Here is a 16739-nt window from a genome sequence, read left to right on the forward strand (position 1 = left end):
GGGGCGTTGTCGACGTCGAATCGCCGAACCTACGGTCGCTGCACCGAACCGAACGGAGGAGCGATCCATGCTGACACGTCGCAAGACCTGGCTGGCGGCCCTGGCAGTGGCGATGCTGGTGGGCGGCCTGGTCCCGGCCCACGCGTCCGCGACCGACAAGGCGTCGGCGACCGACAAGGCAGCAGCGACCGACACCGCGCACGACCGTGAACGCGACCTGGCCGCGTTCACGCGCATCCTGAAGCAGCAGGAAGACGCCTGGGCAACCGAGGACGGAACGGCCTTTGCCGCCACGTTCACAGTGGACGCCGATCTCGTCACCTTCAACGGCGACTATCTCGTCACCCGCCAGGGCATCGCCGAAGGAATGCAGTACGCCTTCGACAACTACATCCCCGCCAGCCGGATCGTCATGCTCGACGAGCACGTCCGATTCCTTGAGCCGGACCTTGCGATCATCGTCCGGACGAGCTGCATCATCGAGGGTGACGACGAGACCTGCCGCTCCGGTTCCCATTCGAGGAACACCAACGTGCTGCACAAGGGGCACGGTGGGTGGCTGCAGACGTCGTTCCAGAACACCCGGATCCAACCGCTGCCATGAGGTGATCCTGAACCGCCCCGAGCCTGGCGCACCACGGCCAGCCCGGGGCGGTTCGGCCATCGCCGGAGGATCAACCGCTGATGGATCAATCGTCGGTTGACAAGAGTGCTGCCACATCGGGAGCGCTTACCTATCTTCCCTGCTCAGCAGGGTTTAGCGGAGTACGCGGGCTGCCTAGGCATACCTAGTCGACCTGAGGCGCCCGGCTCCGGTTCCGCCCAGTAGTTGATCTCGTGGACGTTCGCGGCCACTCAGTCGAGACAGAACTCGTTGCCCTCGACGTCCTGCATCCCGAGGCACGACTCGTTCTCCTCATCGGCGAGCAGTAGTCGCCCGCGTACCGCGCCGAACGCGACCAGCCGGGCGCACTCGGCCTCAAGTGCGGCCACCCGCTCCTCACCCACGAGTCCGGTGCCGACCCGCACGTCAAGATGCACCCGATTCTTGACGACCTTGCCTTCGGGAACGCGTTGGAAATACAGTCGCGGACCCACACCCGTGGGATCGACGCACGCGAACCCCGAGCCCCGACGCTCCGGCGGCAGCGTGCGATCGAAATCGGCCCAGGAAGCGAACCCCTCCGGCGGAGGCGGTACGACGTACCCCAACGCCTCGCACCAGAAACGAGCGACCCGCTCAGGTTCCGCACAATCGAAGGTGACCTGGACCTGCCTGACCGATGCCATCGGACCACCATAGGGGCGGCGTCTTCGGTCGTCTCCACGGGGCCGCCCGTGATGGTCCCGGCGGCCCCCACCCCAGGTCCTTTTCACTAGTTGTCCGCCGGCGGGGCTCCGTGCCGTGCCAGGATCTCCTGGAGCGCGGCCACCTGGGTGTCGGCGGTGATGTATTCGGTCACGTCGTGGACCCTTCTCGCTGCGGACCGGGGTCGGGGTCAGTTGCCGAAGACACGTTCTGGCTGGTTGCGCTGGGTGTGCAGGTCCCAGTAGGCCCGGGCGATGTGGTCGGGTTCGGCATGCGGGATGCCGGGGGCCGGTGGGGTCGCGCCGATGAAGACGTTGATGGCGACGGTGCCGGCGTAGACCCCCTCCCCGGCAAGGACGTTGTGGAGGTTGCGCACCCAGTTCCGCAGGGCGGCCTGGGCCGCGTTGGTGGCGGCCAGCATGGGGTACGGGTTGATCGCGCCGCCGCCGGTGGTGAAGAGCAGCGTTCCGGTGCCGGCGTCACGCATGGCCGGTAGGACGGCGCGGGTGGCGGTGACGGCGCCGTAGAACAGGTGCTCGATCTCGGGCCGGAGGTTGTCGACGGTGACCTCCGGCGGGCTGACCTGGTTGAGGCCGTCGTAGGGCGAGAACTCCAGGACATCGATGGCGCCGAACCGCGCGGCGGCCTGCCCGAGTGCCGCGGTCAGTGCCGGGTGGTCCGCGACGTCGGCGGAGAACCCGGCCGCGGTGATGCCGGCAGCGGCGAGTTCGGCGACCAGGGCGTCGAGCTTGCCCTTGTCGCGGCTGATCAGGGCGACCTGGAAGCCGTGGCCGCCGAAGACCTTGGCGATGGAGAGGCCGAGCCCGGGGCCGGCCCCGACGATGGCGATCGTGGGCATGGTGTGACTCCTTCGGACATGGTGCGGAGACGCCTGACAGCGGGTCAGGTCGCGGAGATGGTGCGGTGGCGCCCGGGGTTAGGGTTCGGTCGTGTCGGCGGTTTCCGGGAGACGGGCGTCGAGGCTGGGTCCGGTTGGGTCGGCGACCTTGAGGATGCGCTGGGCGATGACGCCCAACTGCCGTTGCTGCGCCCTGGTCAGGGGATCGAAGACGATGCGTCGGACCTCGTCAGCATGCGCGGGCGCGCTGGCGACGACCTTGGCCATGCCCTCCTCGGTCAGGACGGCGAGGGTGTAGCGCCCGTCGGCCGGGTCCGGCGTACGGTGCACCCAGCCGCGTTTTTCGAGCCTGGTGACGACGTTGCCCAGCCTGGCCAGGGTACTGGCGGTGTAGCCGGCGAGCACACTCATCCGCAGGGTGCGCTCGGGTGCCATCGACAACCCGGACAGCACCATGTACTCGAACTGGCTGATCCCCGCGTCGCGCTGCATCTGCGCGTCGAGGGTGGCGGGCAGGCGGATCAGCGCGTACGCGAACGCGTACCAGATCCGCTGCTGCTCCTCATCGAGCCAGCGGGCCTCGCCGGGATCGTCCATGCCCACAGCATAGCTACAAGCTTGTAGCGAATCAAAGGGTCGATCACTTGTAGCTTGTAGTGAGACCGGTTACCCACCGGATCGGCCACGCGTCCACCAGCCGGACCCGGCCCGCAACGCTGCCGCGCAGGATAGCCTGCCGCGTCAGAGTCCGTCAGGTCGCTCCCTTGTCCGGCGCCTCCGCGCCGGCCGACTCCGCCGGCTCGGATTCTGTTGCGTCTCGGGCCGGCAGAGTAAGGGTGTCGACGGCGGCTGCCAGGATGCGCGCATCGAGGCGGATCACGAAGGGGCTCAGCTCGTAGTACTTCATGGCCCGCCCGTCGGCATCGAGCTCGACGGTGGCCCAGACCAGCCCGACCGCTTGCATACGCCGCAGGTGTGCCTGGAGGAGCGGGCGGCTGATGCCCAGCTCCCGGGCCAGTTCGCTCACGTAGAAGCGGCCACCGGCCAGGGCTCCGACGATCCTCATCCGGTGGGGATTCGCCAGTGTCGCGAGCAGTTTCAGCAGCTCGTCGCCGGTGAACTCACCGTCACCTGGAACTCTGCTTGGCATATGCCAACGAATCATGGCGCATCCCGGGTGGGCCGTCAAACACGACCCCTGAGTTGACGCCCGCGTCAGGGGTATGCAAATCTCAGTTTGCACTGCCAACGAGAGATTGCGTACGCCAAACTAGCGCGTTCGAGGGGACGGGGGCGATGGCCACCCGGTCAGACCTGGGCGCGGGACACCACGGGTCACCCAGTGGTGAGGACGAGAGGCAGATGATGACCAATCAGGTCGCCCCTGTTCAGGCCCTGCCGGCCTCCGGAGCCGGCTCGGTCGCGGCCCGCGTAGTCGGGCTGAGCAAGGTCTACGGCAGCGGTTCGGGGCGGGTCGTGGCGCTCGACAACGTCGACGTACTGATCCCGGCCGGCCGGTTCACCGCCGTCATGGGGCCGTCGGGATCGGGCAAGTCGACCCTGCTGCACTGCCTGGCGGGACTCGACCGGCCCACGAACGGCTCCGTGTACCTCGGCGACACCGCGTTGGAGAGCCTCTCCGACTCCGCGTTGACCGAGTTGCGCCGCCGCGAGATCGGGTTCGTGTTCCAGTCCTTCAACCTGGTGCCGACGCTCAGCGCGGAGGAGAACATCACCCTGCCACTGGCCATCGCCGGGCGTCGTCCCGATCGGGGCCTGCTCACGTCGCTGGTGAACGCACTCGGGCTGTCCCAGCGGCTCCGGCACCGCCCGGCGGAGTTGTCCGGCGGGCAGCAGCAGCGGGTGGCGCTGGCCCGGGCACTGGTGACCCGGCCCCGGGTGGTCTTCGCCGACGAGCCGACCGGCAACCTCGACTCCCGTACCGGCGCCGAACTGCTGCGTCTGGTACGCCATTTCGTCGACGAAAATCACCAGACGGTGGTGATGGTGACCCACGACCCCGCAGCCGCGGCCCGCGCCGACGAGGTCCTGTTCCTCGCAGACGGTCGGCTGCGTGACCGCCTGTCCGCACCCACCGTCGAGCAGGTGCTGCACCGACTCGCCGCGCTCGACGAGGGTCGGTCCTGACCATGTGGCTGATCGGAGTACGCAATCTGCTGGCCCACCGTGGGCGACTGGTGCTGACGTTCGTCACGGTCGTGCTCGGTGTCGCGTTCGCGTCCGGCACCCTCTTCTTCGCCGACAGCATCGGGGCCGCCGCCCGTGCCATCCGTACCGATGTGGCGGTGCTGGTGGCGGCCACCCCCGGCGAGGAGGATGTCGAGTACGACGCCCGCCCGACCCTGCTGCCGGCGTCGCAACTCCCCCGGCTGGCGGCCATTCCCGGCGTTGCCGCGACCGACGGCATCGTCGACGGGTACGCCGCCGTGGTCGGCCAGGACGGCAAGGTCGCCCGCCCGGCCGGGTTCGCCAACGACCTCATCGGTACGAACTGGAGCGAGACTCCTCGGCTGCGGTTGGTGCAGGGACGCGCGCCGGCCGGGCCGGGCGAGATCGCGGTCGAGCAGGTCGCCGCCCGCAACGGTGAGCTGACTCCCGGGACCCGGACCACCGCACTACACGGGGCCGGTACCGAAGAGGTCACCGTGGTCGGGATCTATCTCTACCAGCCCGCGCTCCGGGACGGTCCGGGCCGCGCACCCGCCCTCGCGTTCGACACCACCACCGCGCAACGGGTGCTCCAGAAACCGGACACGTTCACCTCGGTGGAACTCACGGCGGCACCCGGCGTCGCCACCCGCCAGCTCCGGGACGCCGTCGCCGCCACCCTGCCCGCCGGGCTCGTGGCACACGACGGTGCTCTCCTCGCAGAGCAGTCGCGCCAGCAGGAGGAGAGCGACGCGGGCACCACCGCCCAGATCCTGCTCTCCTTCACCCTCGTCGCCCTGCTGATCGGGGCGACCCTGATCGCCAACACCTTCGCCATGCTGGTCGGGCGGCGTGCCCGCGAGTTCGGGATGCTCCGGGCGGTCGGTGCCAACCGCCGCCAGATCACGATGTTGGTGCTGGTCGAGGCGGCCGGGATCGGTGTGCTCGCCACCGCCGTGGGCATGGTGGTGGGCGTTGGCCTCGCGCTGCCCATGATCGACTTTGCTGCCGGGCGGGATCCCGTCCTCGGGGACACCCTCCACGTCACACCCCGGGCCATACTGTCGAGCCTCGCCGTCGGCGTCCTGGTCACGGTACTCGCGGCGTGGCTGCCCGCCCGCCGGGCCGCCGCCGTACCACCCGTCACGGCCCTGCACGGCGACCTTGTCCTCGTCCCCAGGGCCATGCGGGTACGCACCATCCTCGGGCTGGTCCTCGCGGTCATCGCCACGCTTTTCTGCCTGCTCGGCCTGCTCGGCAACAGGCCGCCGTTCACCGTGGCCGGAGTCGTCGGCGCCTTCACCATGCTCATCGCCGTCGTACTGCTCGCCGCAGGGCTGGCCCGGGTGATGCTGCGTCTGGTCGCGGTACCGATCAGGCGCCGGCTGCTGCCCCGGCTCGCGGTCGAGAACGTGATGCGCAACCCACGCCGGACCGCGGCGACCGTCTCCGCGCTGCTGGTCGGCGTGGCGCTGGCCACCGGCATCGCCGTGTTCGCCGCCAGCGCCACCCAGGCGGACCTGGCCGCCGTCGAGCGGACCGTCCGGGCTCCCTTCCTGGCGGCCAACATCGGCGGCGGGCAGATCAGCCAGGCCACGCTGGTTCGGATCCGGGCCGTGGCCGGGGTAACCTCGGCCGCCCCGATCCGCCGCGAGACGGCCGGCACCGGTGCGGAGACCTTCTCCCTGACCGCGGTCAACCCGGCCGCCGTCGGCTCGCTGCTCAACCTGGAACTGCCCACCGGTACGCCGGACGGCCTGGCCACCGGCGCTCTCGCCCACGAGTCCCTGGCCGCGGAGCGCGAATGGTCGGTGGGTGACTCGGTCGAGCTGACCCTCAACGGTCAACGGGTGACGGTGGCGATTACCGGGCTCTACGCCGATGCCGCCCTGCTCGGCGACGGGCTACTCGTCTCCGACGACTTCGCCGAGCGGCACTTCCGACCCGGCCACGGCGACACCGTGCTCATCGGCGCGGACGCCGACCGGTCGGAGCTACGCTCCGGGCTGGAAGCCGCTCTCGCCGACCGTCCGGACGTACGCCTCTACACTCCGGCGCAGTACGCCAGCGAAGAAGCCGGTGCCTTCTCCATCCTCATCCGGATCGCCACCGCCCTACTGGCCCTGGCACTGGCCATCGCCGTTCTCGGGATCGTCAACACCCTGGCGCTGTCCGTCCTGGAACGCACCCGCGAGGTCGGCCTGCTACGCGCCATCGGCATGCACCGGCGCCAGGTACGCGCGATGATCACCGTCGAGTCGATGCTGATCGTGACCGTCGGCGGTGTACTCGGCATCGCCGTCGGGATCCTGCTCGGCGCGATGGTCCAGCACGCCGTCCTCGCCCGCCCGGTCACCGAGGCCACCATCCCGCTCAGCCTGGCACTGGGCGCCTTCGCGGCCATGGCCGTCGCCGGTGTCGTCGCCGCGCAGTGGCCGGCCCGCCGAGCCGCACGCACCGACGTACTCGAAGCGATGGGCACAGAGTAACGGGGACGCTTCCGCCTCGATCCTCAGCGGGCCAGTACGCTCCGGCGCCTGGCCCGCTGGGGATCGGCGAGGGCTCAACCCGGCGATCCGAGACCTTGGATGCACCGGCCCGTCTTTGCGGTCACCGTCGAACCGGGCTGACGAACCACACGTCCGGCCGCACGACTTCCACGCCGCGCGCCGCGTAGTCGATGTCCTGCTCGACAAGCCGCGCGATCCACACCGGTCGACTGGAGACCCACTGCTTTCCTGTGAGGACTCATGATCCGGCGGGCCTTCAGGGGCATCGTGCTGCGCGAGAGCGCACCTGCCTGATGGACCCCCAGTGTGACGAGTTCCTGCACGTCCCGGCACGGTTGTCGATCGTCGCCCTGCTGGCACCGGCCACCTGGGTGGATTTCGGTTTCCTGAGGGACACGATCGGAACCAGCGATTCGGCGCTGTCCAAGCATGTCTCGGCATTGGCCGAGGCTGGACATGTCACCGTCCGCAAGGATCAGCAACGCCGGGCACGGCGTACCTTTGTCCAACTCACCCCGGACGGACGGCGCGCGTTTCAGCGGCACGCGGCCGCACTGGAGCAGATCGTCGCCGCCGCCCGTACGCCAGCGCAGCCAACCAGGCCCGACGGCCAACCTGGTGGGCCAGCGGACGGCGCCGAGGTGGTCGCAGCAGTCGACCCGTCCGGCGGTACGACCTCCAGGAACTCCTACTAGCGTCGCGATGGGCGGGGGAAGTTCGGCTCCTACCTGCCGTCGATAGCATCGAAGACGCGGCAGCGCATCATCTCGAACTCCCCGGACATGTCCTGGGCCATTCGATCAAGATCGTCGGCGACGCGGGCGGCATCGTCCGCAGCGGACGGAGTGCCGGCAGGGTCGCCAGCACCGGCGGCCCTGGCAAGCTCCTGTCCCACCTGAACGCGCAGATCCTCGTGCGCGTGGCGCAGTGCCTCCAGGATCGACGCGCTCAGTGCCGCGGGTGTCTGCCGCATCGCCTCGCTGTCAATGGTGAGTTCGCTGGGGATGCCGCCACCGTCGATGGCGACCCGCACCAGCCCGTCCTCCGACCGCCCATGTCCGCTGGCCCGGTCCAGGGCGGCCAGCACCGAATCGGCGACGGGGTCCCGCTCGGGCTCGCCGCTCATTACCGTGGGTCCACCTCTCGACCACCCAGCGATGCCTCACCATACCGTCGATGCGAGTTCGATCGGAGGCCGCGAATGGATGTATCGCCCGAGGCTCGATCAACGATCAAAACTCGTCCTGCCGGTGGAGCGCCTTCGGCGCTCGGCCGAGGTATGGAAGTCGCGGGCGGTGCGCTGCTGGCCGTCTCGACCGTCGTGGCGATCGTCGCCGTCGTGCTGCTCGGCATCCGCTGGGCATCCGGGGACGGTCTTCGGTTCGCCACCGGTCTGTTCCTCTGGGCCGGCCGGGGGATCTGCGTCGCCGCGCCGCTGATGTTCGTCGGCAGGTACGTCCGTCGTCAGGCAGCGCTGCTCAAGGACTTCACGTTGGTACTCGACGAGGCCGGAGCGCACTGGTCCGGCGCTGTCGCCGGATCTGTCGCCTGGACGGAGCTGGACCACGTCGTCGTCACGGCCCGACCGCACCGGTCGCGTCGACTGATCTTCGCGAGGCAGGTACCCGGACAGGCCGGCCCAACCGACGCGACCGTCCGGGACTCCCCCGTGGCACATCTCGCCCAACGTCTGGTCAACCCGTCCCGCTGGATCCTCGACGTACCCCTCGACCGCTTCGAGCAGCCGGCGGAGGCGCTTGTGCGGGTAATCCGTTCGGCATCCGGCGGGCGATTTCCCGATCTCTACCCGACCGAACAGTAGCCGCCGGGCGAGCGAGCAGGGCCTACGCATCGCGCGGGCGGTGGCGACATCTCTGGCGGAGCGCGGAGTGACCGTAGCCAGCGGGCTCGCCAAGGGCATCGACACCGCAGCGCACTCAGCAGCCCTTGACGCGGGCGGACGCACCGTGGCGGTCATCGGCACCGGCATCCGTCGTTACTATCCGGCCGCGAACCGCCAGCTTCAGGACCAGATCACCGAAGTCGGACTGGTGATCTCCCAGTTCTGGCCTGACGCCCAACCCACCAAGCAAAGCTTTCCCATGCGCAACGCCGTGATGAGCGGATACGCGGTCGCCACCGTCGTCGTCGAGGCAGGAGAGACCAGCGGGGCGCGGATCCAGGCCCGACTCGCGCTCCAGCACGGCCGACCGGTCGTGCTCACCAGCCAGGTCATGCGCTGTGACTGGGCCAAGACCTTCGCCGAGAACCCGGGCGTGTACGTGGTGCACGGCACCGTCGAGCTTCTTGAAGCGATCGAGGACATTCTCAGCCATCAGCCCACCGAAGCCGGCCTGGAGAACTTCCCTGACCTCGCCCTCCGCTGACCAGCGCTGGACCACCATCCGCCGGTACGTCGAAGTCCAGCGCGGCTACCTGCGCAATCCCCTGCCGGAGTGCCCCTGGATATGTCCGACCTGCCGAGGCGTACGCACCGAGGGCTATCCGCGCTGCCTGCGCTGTCAGTCCCACTTCAGCCGGTCAGGCGGACGCCTCGCGGATCTCGTGCTGCCGATCTCCTACTCCCCACGCACTGGTCAGCACCATCACAATCTGCGCACCCACAAGGGCACCCCAAGCTCGGGAGCAGGCGCGGTGGAACCTGCTCGCCGTCCTTCTCCTGTTCCTGCGCGATCACCTCGGCTGCGTCACAGCCCGGGTCGGTACTTCTCGTGTTGAAACGAGCCACGACGCTTCATTGCATCAATTTGACTGGCTCAGGCTCCCAAGATCACGCATGATCGTATTCAGGAGGTAAGTCTTGAGATCAGGATACTCAAAATTTCCGCCAGGGCTTTCCCATTCTGGGTATGGCTCATAGATGACATAATTGTTGTGATCGCAGACGGCGATGCTATTCCAGCTCCGAAGAATTGGGAGCATAGGTTTGTCCGTCTCAAGGGCTGTTCTCGCCCGGGTTTCAAGTTGAGGCCACCACTCCTGCAGCGGTTCGGGTCCGTGCAACCAGAACCCCGCGTTCTGATAATGGAGGCGGAGATCTTCAGGAAGCGAAATACCCTGCGATTGCTCCAGATAGTGGAGGTCTTCTTGCGGAACCGCTTGCCTTTGATCCCACTCGCCAGGGAATTGCAGGAGACCGTTTATCTCACCGAGCCATGCGTAGAATTGGGCACTGAACCCAGTCGGAATGGACGGCAGCATTGAGGGCCATGCCGAGACTTCCTCACGTCTCAGGCCGAAGAAATCGGTCACGATACAAGCGATCGTTCCATGCGTATCGTAGCCGTAGTAGGAGGGGTAGCCGCCATCCGCACCCAAGAAGAAGAGGAAGATCTTTGCGTCTCGCTTCCGTGGTATAACGAACTCTGCCCATGGCCGTCCGTCATGACGGTTGTACATCTGATCGTAGTCCTCCGCGAGCAGTTCGTCCAACAGGTCGCCGGTCGCCCTGTCCATAAAGCTGCCAGTTGCGGAGTCAACCCCGTATCCGTAAGCGCGTCCTTGCTCGTCCGTTCCGTGCGCCGGTTCCCAGCGGATGGGTTCTGTCTGCGTGAGGCGAATGGCGGCGAAGGCAATTTCATGGGCTAGGTCGGAATAGGTGGAGATAGCGAAGACCGGGTAATTGCCAGGTGGGACAAGTCGATCGAAACCCAGCCCGGGATCAGTAAACGGGTCTCGAGCAACTAGCTCTCCGGAAGGGAGCGACAGGCTTCCTATCTGCCGACAATGCAAGACATGGTGCAGACTTTCGCCACAGGTGAGCACTTGGTTGTCCTGAAAAACAATGGAATAGTCTTTCGAGATCATCTGTCATTCGCCCCCAATGAAATATCGTGCGTGACCGCACACGAAACGGATCGGTCGTGCGCCGCGAATATGTCGCCTGTCAATCTTTCTGAGGCACGAGGTTGCACGTTGCCTGCGGTGCCTCATATTGAGTGGCAGACGTAGCGGGCGCATCCTGTCGCTCAGTCCGAGGCATCACGGCTCCCCACCGGATTAGGGATGATTTGGCAGGCGTTGCCGATCGCTCCTTCACCAATGAGCCCGTCGATCGCCTCGATCATCGCGATGATGCCTGGCCGAGGCGTGATGACCAGGTCCGTCGTGTAGAAGTAGCGTCCTCCGGCGGCTTCGCCGGTCTGCGCCCACCGGCGAAGCACGGCGTCGATCGCGTCGAGGGTCATGAGGCTCACGTAGTAGGTCGGGCCTCCGGTGAGGGTCACGTAGATGTCCTGGTGCTGGAGTTGTTCCAGGTCACCGCTTCAATCAGCGGGGACGCGTCGAACCGTTCGTGTTCGACGACGAGGAACGGCCCATCTTGAGTAATCTCCATGATTAGCCTCGATGTCGTGTGTTGACGTGGTCATGCCTCATGAGCTGGAGTGCCTCAACGTGGCTGCTGGAGAGTCGATGGAGTAGAGGCAATGTGGTGCGGGTTGGGGCTCGAATCTCGGATGCGGGATGTCGTCGGCCTGTCCGTAGTGTTCGGATGGCTGTTCTTGGCGCATCAACCTGTGGTTGTCAGGGTCTCGGATGGCCTCGATCTGGTCCATGATCCACTAAGTGATGGGTGGGAACTTTCGGTGGTGCGGCCACGCGTGCCAGCGGTAGTGCCGGTTGACGGTGCGCTGGACGTCGGTGGTGAAGCGTGCGAGCGCGGGACCCCGGCGCAGGACGCCAGCAATTGCCTCGTGGGCATCTTCCGGGATGTTCTGCGGCAGGCGTTGCCCGTCGCCGATCCCCGCAAGGATCGAGGTCAGGATGCTGTCGTCGATCGGTTCGGCGTTGAGGTCGTCGGTTATTGCCTGGTGACGCCAGTAGGGTGAGGCGAAACAGCCGGGCCAGGGCGACGATCTCTGGGTATGCCGCGGCGTCAACGGCCGGGCTGTCGGTAAAGCGGGTCTCGTCGCCTTGGCGCTGGAAGACAAGGATGCGCTCGTGGGACGGCTGACCTCCCCCTGAACGGTCGCTCCATTCGCGGCAGATCGGCGTTGCGTCCGCGATGGCGGCTTGGACCTGCTCTCGCACGTGCAGCCGGATCAGGCGCCGAGCGACGACGATGTCCGGCAGGCTGGTGAGGTCAGGCTGAAGGTGGCGCATGCCGTACCGGCCGTTCGTCCTCGTCCTGCCAGCACAACCAGAACGGCTGCGACGAAACCCCGACGACATCCGGGTCGGCGTCCAGCAGCATCAGCCGGTCACGCTCCAGCCAAGATTCGAACCCGACATGCTCACCGCTGGTGGCGAAGAACCACAACCCGGAAAAGCTGCACTGACCTCGGTGGGAAGTGAACTGGCGTACCGCACCGGCACGCTCGAACGGAACACTCCAGCACAACGACAGGGGCCGACGCTGACGAACGCCAGCCGAGTCGATGTAGGCCAGCTCGAACTCATCGCCCGGCGCTCCGGAGCCAACGCCCTCGCAGCGTGCACCGCCACCCGCTCTCGCTGTAGCAGTCCATCAGGGTGCGCCTCAACTTAACTTGCAGAACCCGCGAGATGCCTCAGACACGCCGGCAGTGCACTCACATGAACTGGCAGACGACACCCGATCTTGCAGCCACGCCGCCGGCTTTGGTTGCGATCCTCGCCCGGCGCGAGCACCGGGCGCAGCATCCCTCCAGGCCCGCAAGAACCACCCCAAAGCCCCGCAGTTGCGATCCGCGCGCGGCGGGCGCCGAGCGCAACAGACACGGAATCCGCGTCGATCAAAGACCTAGATTTTCAACAACCTCCGACAGTTCTCGATTGAGACGGCGCTGTCGGCGACTGTTGGGCCCCGGCTATCACCCGCCGGGGATGCCCCTCTCGGGGACAGGCGACGAGCGGGTAACCCAGCGACCGATCCGTACGTAGCGACACGAGCCGGCACCGCCGTACTACACGGTTCTGCGCCCCACAATCCGGCCTAGTCATCTCGGACAGCCCGAGGAGCAGCAACAATCCCTGCTCAGAGGCGATTTCTTCGGACGCTTCAACACTGGTCGCCGCAGCGTAGTGTGGGGCGCCGTGTGACCACGACTGTGACCACAAGATCGCAAATGATCGACATCAGTCGATGACTGATGTCGATTCACCTGTACAAACACAAGGTGGAGCCGAGGGGACTCGAACCCCTGACCCCCACACTGCCAGTGTGGTGCGCTACCAGCTGCGCCACGGCCCCTTGCTTTACTGCCTGCCCGGTCTCCCGGGCACCCGCGCAATAGTACACACCCACGCGGGCTCGGTCATCCGAGGGGCCACCGTGCCGTCTCCGGTCAGTTGAGCAGTACGTCCGGCGGGAAGTGCGCCACCGCCGCCATGATTCCGCCCTGGCGGCGGAGCACCATCGGCCACAGGTCGTCGGGGCGTTCCATGAACGCGTCCCCGGGCAGCGCGTCCAGGACGAACCAGGAGCCCCGGGCGACCTCCTCCTCGACCTGCCCCGGGGACCAGCCCGAGTAGCCGGCGAAGACGCGTATCCCGGTGACGGAGTCCCGGAGCCGGTCCGGGTCGACCGAGAGGTCAACGGTGCCGACCGACCCGGTGACCTGGTGGATGCCCTTCACCCGCTGGGTCGGGGTACGCATCCGGGCCAGGCAGATCGCCGACTCCGGCTGTACCGGACCGCCCTCGAAGAGCACCGCCGGATCCCGGGCCAGGCCGCCCCAGGCGCCGAGCACCTCGGAGACGGGCACCTCGGTGGCCCGGTTGAGTACCACTCCGAGTGCGCCGCCCGCCTCGTGGGCGACCAGCAGCACCACGGTCCGGTCGAAGTTCGGGTCCTTCAGCGCAGGGGTCGCGACCAGCAACTGCCCGGTCATCGACTCCATCGACCGCCCCCCGATCGCCTGCCCCTCGCCGAACACGCCAGCCACCGCTACTCGGCCGGCCCGAGGACCAGGAACCACTCCCCGGGCCGCCGCCGCGTCTCGTCATCGGTCACCACGACCCGGCCCTTCACCGGCCTCGCCGGATCCGCAGAATCGATGGTGATCCTGCGCGCAGTAAACGCCATGCCACGCACCATAGCTTGCGGCACTGGTGCTGGTTAAGGTCTGTAGGGCTAGTCCACTGAGCGCTTTGACGACAATTGGCAAGCCGGACGAGAGCTGAGCAGGAGAGGCGGGGGCATGGGTCCGCAGGCGGAACTCGCGGTGATCGGCGGATCCGGGCTCTACGCCCTGTTGGAGGATGCCACCGAGCACCGCGTCGAGACGCCGTACGGGCCGCCGTCCGATCCGGTCACGGTGGCGCAGGTGGCGGGGCGGGCGGTCGCTTTCCTGCCCCGGCACGGACGCGACCACCGGTTTCCGCCGCATCTGATTCCGTACCGGGCGAACCTGTGGGCGTTGCGGTCGCTCGGCGTACGCCAGATTCTCGCCCCCTGCGCGGTCGGCGGGCTGCGGCCGGAACTCGGCCCGGGGACGTTCGTGATTCCGGACCAGCTCATCGACCGGACGAGTGGCCGGGCGCAGACCTACTACGACAGGGGTGCGGTGCACGTCTCGTTCGCCGACCCGTACTGCCCGCGCGGCCGGGACACCGTGCTGGCCGCGACGGCCGCGCACGGGATCGAGGCGCACGACGGCGGCACGATGGTGGTGGTGGAGGGGCCGAGGTTCTCCACCCGGGCCGAGTCCCGCTGGTTCTCCGCGATCGGTGGCGCGATCATCAACATGACCGGACACCCGGAGGCGGTACTCGCCCGCGAGCTGGCGCTCTGCTACACCGCCGTCGCCCTGGTCACCGACCTCGACGCCGGTGTGGAGGGTGGACACGCGGTGACCCAGGAGGAGGTGTTCCGGGTCTTCGGCGAGAACACGGCGCGGCTGCGCGAGGTGTTGCTCGACGCGGTCGGTCGGCTTTCCGCCGACCGCGACTGCCCGTGCCCGCACAGCCTGGACGGCATCAAGCTGCCGATCGAGCTGCCCTGAGCACCGGCGCCGGCCGGGGCCGTCCGAGCCCGGTCAGGTCTCCCCACCGATGTCCGTCTGGTACGCCTCGTAGACCAGGTCCGCGCCGCGCTGCCGGTGCCGGGACAGTTCCCGGAGCAGTTCGGTCGCCCAGTTCCGGAGTTCGGTGACGCTGATCTCCGGCAGGTCGACCCGACCTTGCAGCGCGGCCATCGTGGCGACCACCGCCGCGTGTTCCCGGATCAGCACGTGTACGCCCCGAGCCAGCCGCGGCGCGTGGTCCAGCAGTTCGGCGTAGAGCCCGTCCGGTCCCTCGGTGCTCACCATGTGCTCGGCGAAGGCGCCACGCAGTCCACCCAGGCTGGATCGCACCCGGGGTCGCCAGCCGGGATCCCGGGCCGGCGCCGCGATCGCCTGCTCCAGCACGTGGATCTCGCCCAGCAGCGCGGCCCGGCGACGGCGGACCATCCGCAACGTGGTCGACCCGCCCGGCGTCCCCGGCGACGGCGACGCGGACCGCACGGATAACGATAGTTGGTGCTGGTTCGGGTCGGTCGGCATGACCACCTCCCGCGGATCGGCACCTACCGGATGTAACCCCGATGGTGCGGCCCACCGCGCGCCGCTGTCGACCCTTGCGGCCCGGCTCATCTGTCCCTTGCCTCCCAGCGGTCGCAGCCGCCCCACCAGCCCCGCCGGAGCCGCTCCGGGACGGCCCTGTGAGCCAGTCGAGGTCGGGCAGACGCAGCGACGAGCACCCCGGCTGGATCGGGCAGCGTAAGGGCGGGGCGCCCCGGTCCTGAGGGCCGGCAAACGTAAAGGCGAGCGCCCCGGTCCTTCCGGACCGGGGCGCAGCCGTTGTAGTGGAGGTGCCGGGAATCGAACCCGGGTCCTTCGTCGCCTTGCCAGGGCTTCTCCGAGCGCAGCTCACTGTGCCTCTACTCGGCCCCTCCGATCACGCGAGCGAGTCGGTGTGACGGGCCCAGTCGCTGATTAATCTCGCCGCACGGACCCCGCGACCGGGTCCGGTTGGCCAGCCTCCTAGCTGATGCCGGCTAACTGGGTCGAAGGCACTCCCAGGCCGACAGACTTGCTACCCGCCTCAGGCGGCGAGAGCGAAGTCAGCGCGATTGTGCTTGGCGCTTATTGGTTTCCGACGAACGATTCTCGAGACGACGTCGGCTTCCTCGGCTCGCTTCCCCTGCCGTAACGTACGAAGTCGAAACCAGTCACCCCCTGTGTCCTACCGGCCCGGAAGCGGACCGGTGGAGTTTCCGCACCGCCTGTCGGCGGCCACCCCAAGCCTAACGCCTCGCCCCGCCGACTTCATTCCAGATACCGTCCCGCCACACCGGCCGAACCGGACGAGCCGGCGGTAACGTCCGTCACAGCCGTCCCAGGCGTGACGCCACACCTCGGCGCCGACGTCCCCGGGTCAGCCGGTCACGCCATGCCCTTGCCACGCCGTCCGGCGACGCGGGAGATCTCCCGGTCGGCGTCCCGCTTGGCCAGATCCTGCCGCTTGTCGTACGACTTCTTGCCCTTGGCCAGGCCGATCTCGACCTTGGCCCAGCCGTCCGAGAAGTAGACCGAGAGCGGGACCAGGGTCAGGCCGCTCTCCTTCAGCTTGCCGATCAGCCGGCTGATCTCCTGGCGGTTGAGCAGCAGTTTGCGGGTACGCCGGGGTTCGTGGTTGGTCCACGTCCCCTGGGCGTACTCCGGGATGTGCATGCCGTGCAGGTAGATCTCGCCGTCCCGCTCCTGGGCGAAGGCGTCGACCAGGGACGCCCGGCCGGCGCGCAGCGACTTGACCTCGGTGCCGGTCAGCGCCATGCCCGCCTCGTAGATGTCGAGGATGGCGTAGTCGTGCCGCGCCTTGCGGTTGGAGGCGACGACCTTCCGCCCCTTCTCCCGTGGCATCGGCACACACCCCTTCCTCGTCGTACCCGTGGACAACCGCGCAATGC

20 protein-coding genes, 1 tRNA gene and 1 other RNA gene are annotated in these 16739 nt (G+C 67.8%); 8 read left to right on the forward strand and 14 right to left on the reverse strand.

The genetic code is table 11. The features are described from left to right. Nucleotides 1-67 precede the first annotated feature (67 nt). Nucleotides 68-604 carry an SgcJ/EcaC family oxidoreductase gene (locus tag Pma05_RS19685; protein ID WP_203858902.1) on the forward strand — a complete coding sequence of 179 codons (537 nt, stop codon included), beginning with the start codon at nucleotides 68-70 and terminating at the stop codon, nucleotides 602-604. A gap of 251 nt (nucleotides 605-855) precedes the next feature. Here the strand turns inward: Pma05_RS19685 and Pma05_RS19690 are convergent, their stop codons facing one another. The 4 genes from Pma05_RS19690 to Pma05_RS19705 form a co-directional block, all read right to left on the reverse strand. Next, nucleotides 856-1290: a VOC family protein gene (locus Pma05_RS19690; protein WP_203858903.1), complete on the reverse strand. Its 435-nt coding sequence runs from the start codon at nucleotides 1288-1290 to the stop codon at nucleotides 856-858. 209 nt (nucleotides 1291-1499) lie between these two features. Beyond that, entirely contained in the window at nucleotides 1500-2168 is a 669-nt protein-coding gene (locus Pma05_RS19695) for an SDR family NAD(P)-dependent oxidoreductase (protein WP_203858904.1), read from the reverse strand. A gap of 78 nt (nucleotides 2169-2246) precedes the next feature. Next, nucleotides 2247-2765, reverse strand: a complete 519-nt coding sequence (locus Pma05_RS19700; RefSeq protein WP_203858905.1) for a MarR family winged helix-turn-helix transcriptional regulator — start codon at nucleotides 2763-2765, stop codon at nucleotides 2247-2249. Nucleotides 2766-2919: 154 nt separating this feature from the next. After that, nucleotides 2920-3318, reverse strand: coding sequence for an ArsR/SmtB family transcription factor (locus Pma05_RS19705; protein WP_203858906.1), 399 nt, complete (start codon nucleotides 3316-3318; stop codon nucleotides 2920-2922). A 212-nt stretch (nucleotides 3319-3530) separates the two neighbouring features. On the opposite strand from Pma05_RS19705, the gene Pma05_RS19710 reads away from it, so the two are divergent. The 3 genes from Pma05_RS19710 to Pma05_RS19720 all read left to right on the forward strand — a co-directional run bounded on the left by Pma05_RS19710 (nucleotide 3531) and on the right by Pma05_RS19720 (nucleotide 7542). Beyond that, nucleotides 3531-4316: an ABC transporter ATP-binding protein gene (locus tag Pma05_RS19710; protein ID WP_239312677.1), complete on the forward strand. Its 786-nt coding sequence runs from the start codon at nucleotides 3531-3533 to the stop codon at nucleotides 4314-4316. 2 nt (nucleotides 4317-4318) lie between these two features. Continuing rightward, entirely contained in the window at nucleotides 4319-6826 is a 2508-nt protein-coding gene (locus Pma05_RS19715; RefSeq protein ID WP_203858907.1) for an ABC transporter permease, read from the forward strand. A gap of 356 nt (nucleotides 6827-7182) precedes the next feature. Beyond that, a complete protein-coding gene (locus Pma05_RS19720; RefSeq protein WP_239312679.1) occupies nucleotides 7183-7542 on the forward strand; it encodes a winged helix-turn-helix domain-containing protein in 360 nt (119 codons plus the stop codon). 29 nt (nucleotides 7543-7571) lie between these two features. Here the strand turns inward: Pma05_RS19720 and Pma05_RS19725 are convergent, their stop codons facing one another. Next, nucleotides 7572-7973 carry a YbaB/EbfC family nucleoid-associated protein gene (locus tag Pma05_RS19725; RefSeq protein WP_203858908.1) on the reverse strand — a complete coding sequence of 134 codons (402 nt, stop codon included), beginning with the start codon at nucleotides 7971-7973 and terminating at the stop codon, nucleotides 7572-7574. Nucleotides 7974-8126: 153 nt separating this feature from the next. Between Pma05_RS19725 and Pma05_RS19730 the strand changes: the two genes are divergently transcribed. Then, nucleotides 8127-8669: a hypothetical protein gene (locus Pma05_RS19730; protein ID WP_203858909.1), complete on the forward strand. Its 543-nt coding sequence runs from the start codon at nucleotides 8127-8129 to the stop codon at nucleotides 8667-8669. Next, the gene (locus Pma05_RS19735) at nucleotides 8647-9234 is read left to right on the forward strand and encodes a DNA-processing protein DprA (protein ID WP_275414719.1); all 588 of its coding nucleotides are present in this window, start codon (nucleotides 8647-8649) and stop codon (nucleotides 9232-9234) included. The genes Pma05_RS19730 and Pma05_RS19735 overlap by 23 nt, the downstream gene beginning before the upstream one ends. A gap of 376 nt (nucleotides 9235-9610) precedes the next feature. Here the strand turns inward: Pma05_RS19735 and Pma05_RS19740 are convergent, their stop codons facing one another. Continuing rightward, nucleotides 9611-10675 carry a DUF4241 domain-containing protein gene (locus tag Pma05_RS19740; RefSeq protein ID WP_203858910.1) on the reverse strand — a complete coding sequence of 355 codons (1065 nt, stop codon included), beginning with the start codon at nucleotides 10673-10675 and terminating at the stop codon, nucleotides 9611-9613. A 161-nt stretch (nucleotides 10676-10836) separates the two neighbouring features. Next, nucleotides 10837-11094, reverse strand: a complete 258-nt coding sequence (locus Pma05_RS19745) for a hypothetical protein (RefSeq protein ID WP_203858911.1) — start codon at nucleotides 11092-11094, stop codon at nucleotides 10837-10839. 231 nt (nucleotides 11095-11325) lie between these two features. Between Pma05_RS19745 and Pma05_RS19750 the strand changes: the two genes are divergently transcribed. After that, nucleotides 11326-11697 carry a hypothetical protein gene (locus Pma05_RS19750; protein WP_203858912.1) on the forward strand — a complete coding sequence of 124 codons (372 nt, stop codon included), beginning with the start codon at nucleotides 11326-11328 and terminating at the stop codon, nucleotides 11695-11697. A 254-nt stretch (nucleotides 11698-11951) separates the two neighbouring features. On the opposite strand, the gene Pma05_RS19755 is transcribed toward Pma05_RS19750, so the two are convergent. From Pma05_RS19755 to Pma05_RS19770, 4 genes are all read right to left on the reverse strand, one after another. Then, a complete protein-coding gene (locus Pma05_RS19755) occupies nucleotides 11952-12209 on the reverse strand; it encodes a TnsA-like heteromeric transposase endonuclease subunit (RefSeq protein ID WP_203858913.1) in 258 nt (85 codons plus the stop codon). Between the two features lie 758 nt (nucleotides 12210-12967). Further along, nucleotides 12968-13040: transfer RNA gene (locus tag Pma05_RS19760), tRNA-Ala, on the reverse strand. A 94-nt stretch (nucleotides 13041-13134) separates the two neighbouring features. Continuing rightward, entirely contained in the window at nucleotides 13135-13725 is a 591-nt protein-coding gene (locus tag Pma05_RS19765; protein WP_239312719.1) for a YqgE/AlgH family protein, read from the reverse strand. An 11-nt stretch (nucleotides 13726-13736) separates the two neighbouring features. After that, a complete protein-coding gene (locus Pma05_RS19770; RefSeq protein ID WP_203858914.1) occupies nucleotides 13737-13874 on the reverse strand; it encodes a hypothetical protein in 138 nt (45 codons plus the stop codon). Nucleotides 13875-13989: 115 nt separating this feature from the next. On the opposite strand from Pma05_RS19770, the gene Pma05_RS19775 reads away from it, so the two are divergent. Further along, nucleotides 13990-14793, forward strand: a complete 804-nt coding sequence (locus tag Pma05_RS19775; RefSeq protein ID WP_203858915.1) for an S-methyl-5'-thioadenosine phosphorylase — start codon at nucleotides 13990-13992, stop codon at nucleotides 14791-14793. Between the two features lie 33 nt (nucleotides 14794-14826). On the opposite strand, the gene Pma05_RS19780 is transcribed toward Pma05_RS19775, so the two are convergent. The 3 genes from Pma05_RS19780 to smpB form a co-directional block, all read right to left on the reverse strand. Next, on the reverse strand, nucleotides 14827-15294 hold the full coding sequence (locus Pma05_RS19780) for a hypothetical protein (protein WP_239312683.1): 468 nt from the start codon (nucleotides 15292-15294) through the stop codon (nucleotides 14827-14829). Between the two features lie 339 nt (nucleotides 15295-15633). Next, nucleotides 15634-16009, reverse strand: a transfer-messenger RNA (tmRNA) gene (gene ssrA, locus Pma05_RS19785). 206 nt (nucleotides 16010-16215) lie between these two features. Then, nucleotides 16216-16692 carry an SsrA-binding protein SmpB gene (gene smpB, locus Pma05_RS19790; RefSeq protein WP_203858916.1) on the reverse strand — a complete coding sequence of 159 codons (477 nt, stop codon included), beginning with the start codon at nucleotides 16690-16692 and terminating at the stop codon, nucleotides 16216-16218. Nucleotides 16693-16739: the final 47 nt, after the last annotated feature.

It is taken from the genome of Plantactinospora mayteni (assembly GCF_016862935.1).
Taxonomy (GTDB): Bacteria; Actinomycetota; Actinomycetes; order Mycobacteriales; family Micromonosporaceae; genus Plantactinospora; species Plantactinospora mayteni.

What these genes read in the sequence shown, in the direction of transcription:
- Pma05_RS19685 (WP_203858902.1), top strand. Translation starts at nt 68, where the DNA reads ATGCTGACACGTCGCAAGACCTGGCTGGCGGCCCTGGCAGTGGCGATG.
- Pma05_RS19690 (WP_203858903.1), bottom strand. Translation starts at nt 1,290, where the DNA reads ATGGCATCGGTCAGGCAGGTCCAGGTCACCTTCGATTGTGCGGAACCT.
- Pma05_RS19695 (WP_203858904.1), bottom strand. Translation starts at nt 2,168, where the DNA reads ATGCCCACGATCGCCATCGTCGGGGCCGGCCCCGGGCTCGGCCTCTCC.
- Pma05_RS19700 (WP_203858905.1), bottom strand. Translation starts at nt 2,765, where the DNA reads ATGGACGATCCCGGCGAGGCCCGCTGGCTCGATGAGGAGCAGCAGCGG.
- Pma05_RS19705 (WP_203858906.1), bottom strand. Translation starts at nt 3,318, where the DNA reads ATGCCAAGCAGAGTTCCAGGTGACGGTGAGTTCACCGGCGACGAGCTG.
- Pma05_RS19710 (WP_239312677.1), top strand. Translation starts at nt 3,531, where the DNA reads ATGATGACCAATCAGGTCGCCCCTGTTCAGGCCCTGCCGGCCTCCGGA.
- Pma05_RS19715 (WP_203858907.1), top strand. Translation starts at nt 4,319, where the DNA reads ATGTGGCTGATCGGAGTACGCAATCTGCTGGCCCACCGTGGGCGACTG.
- Pma05_RS19725 (WP_203858908.1), bottom strand. Translation starts at nt 7,973, where the DNA reads ATGAGCGGCGAGCCCGAGCGGGACCCCGTCGCCGATTCGGTGCTGGCC.
- Pma05_RS19730 (WP_203858909.1), top strand. Translation starts at nt 8,127, where the DNA reads ATGGAAGTCGCGGGCGGTGCGCTGCTGGCCGTCTCGACCGTCGTGGCG.
- Pma05_RS19740 (WP_203858910.1), bottom strand. Translation starts at nt 10,675, where the DNA reads ATGATCTCGAAAGACTATTCCATTGTTTTTCAGGACAACCAAGTGCTC.
- Pma05_RS19750 (WP_203858912.1), top strand. Translation starts at nt 11,326, where the DNA reads ATGCGGGATGTCGTCGGCCTGTCCGTAGTGTTCGGATGGCTGTTCTTG.
- Pma05_RS19770 (WP_203858914.1), bottom strand. Translation starts at nt 13,874, where the DNA reads ATGGCGTTTACTGCGCGCAGGATCACCATCGATTCTGCGGATCCGGCG.
- Pma05_RS19775 (WP_203858915.1), top strand. Translation starts at nt 13,990, where the DNA reads ATGGGTCCGCAGGCGGAACTCGCGGTGATCGGCGGATCCGGGCTCTAC.
- smpB (WP_203858916.1), bottom strand. Translation starts at nt 16,692, where the DNA reads ATGCCACGGGAGAAGGGGCGGAAGGTCGTCGCCTCCAACCGCAAGGCG.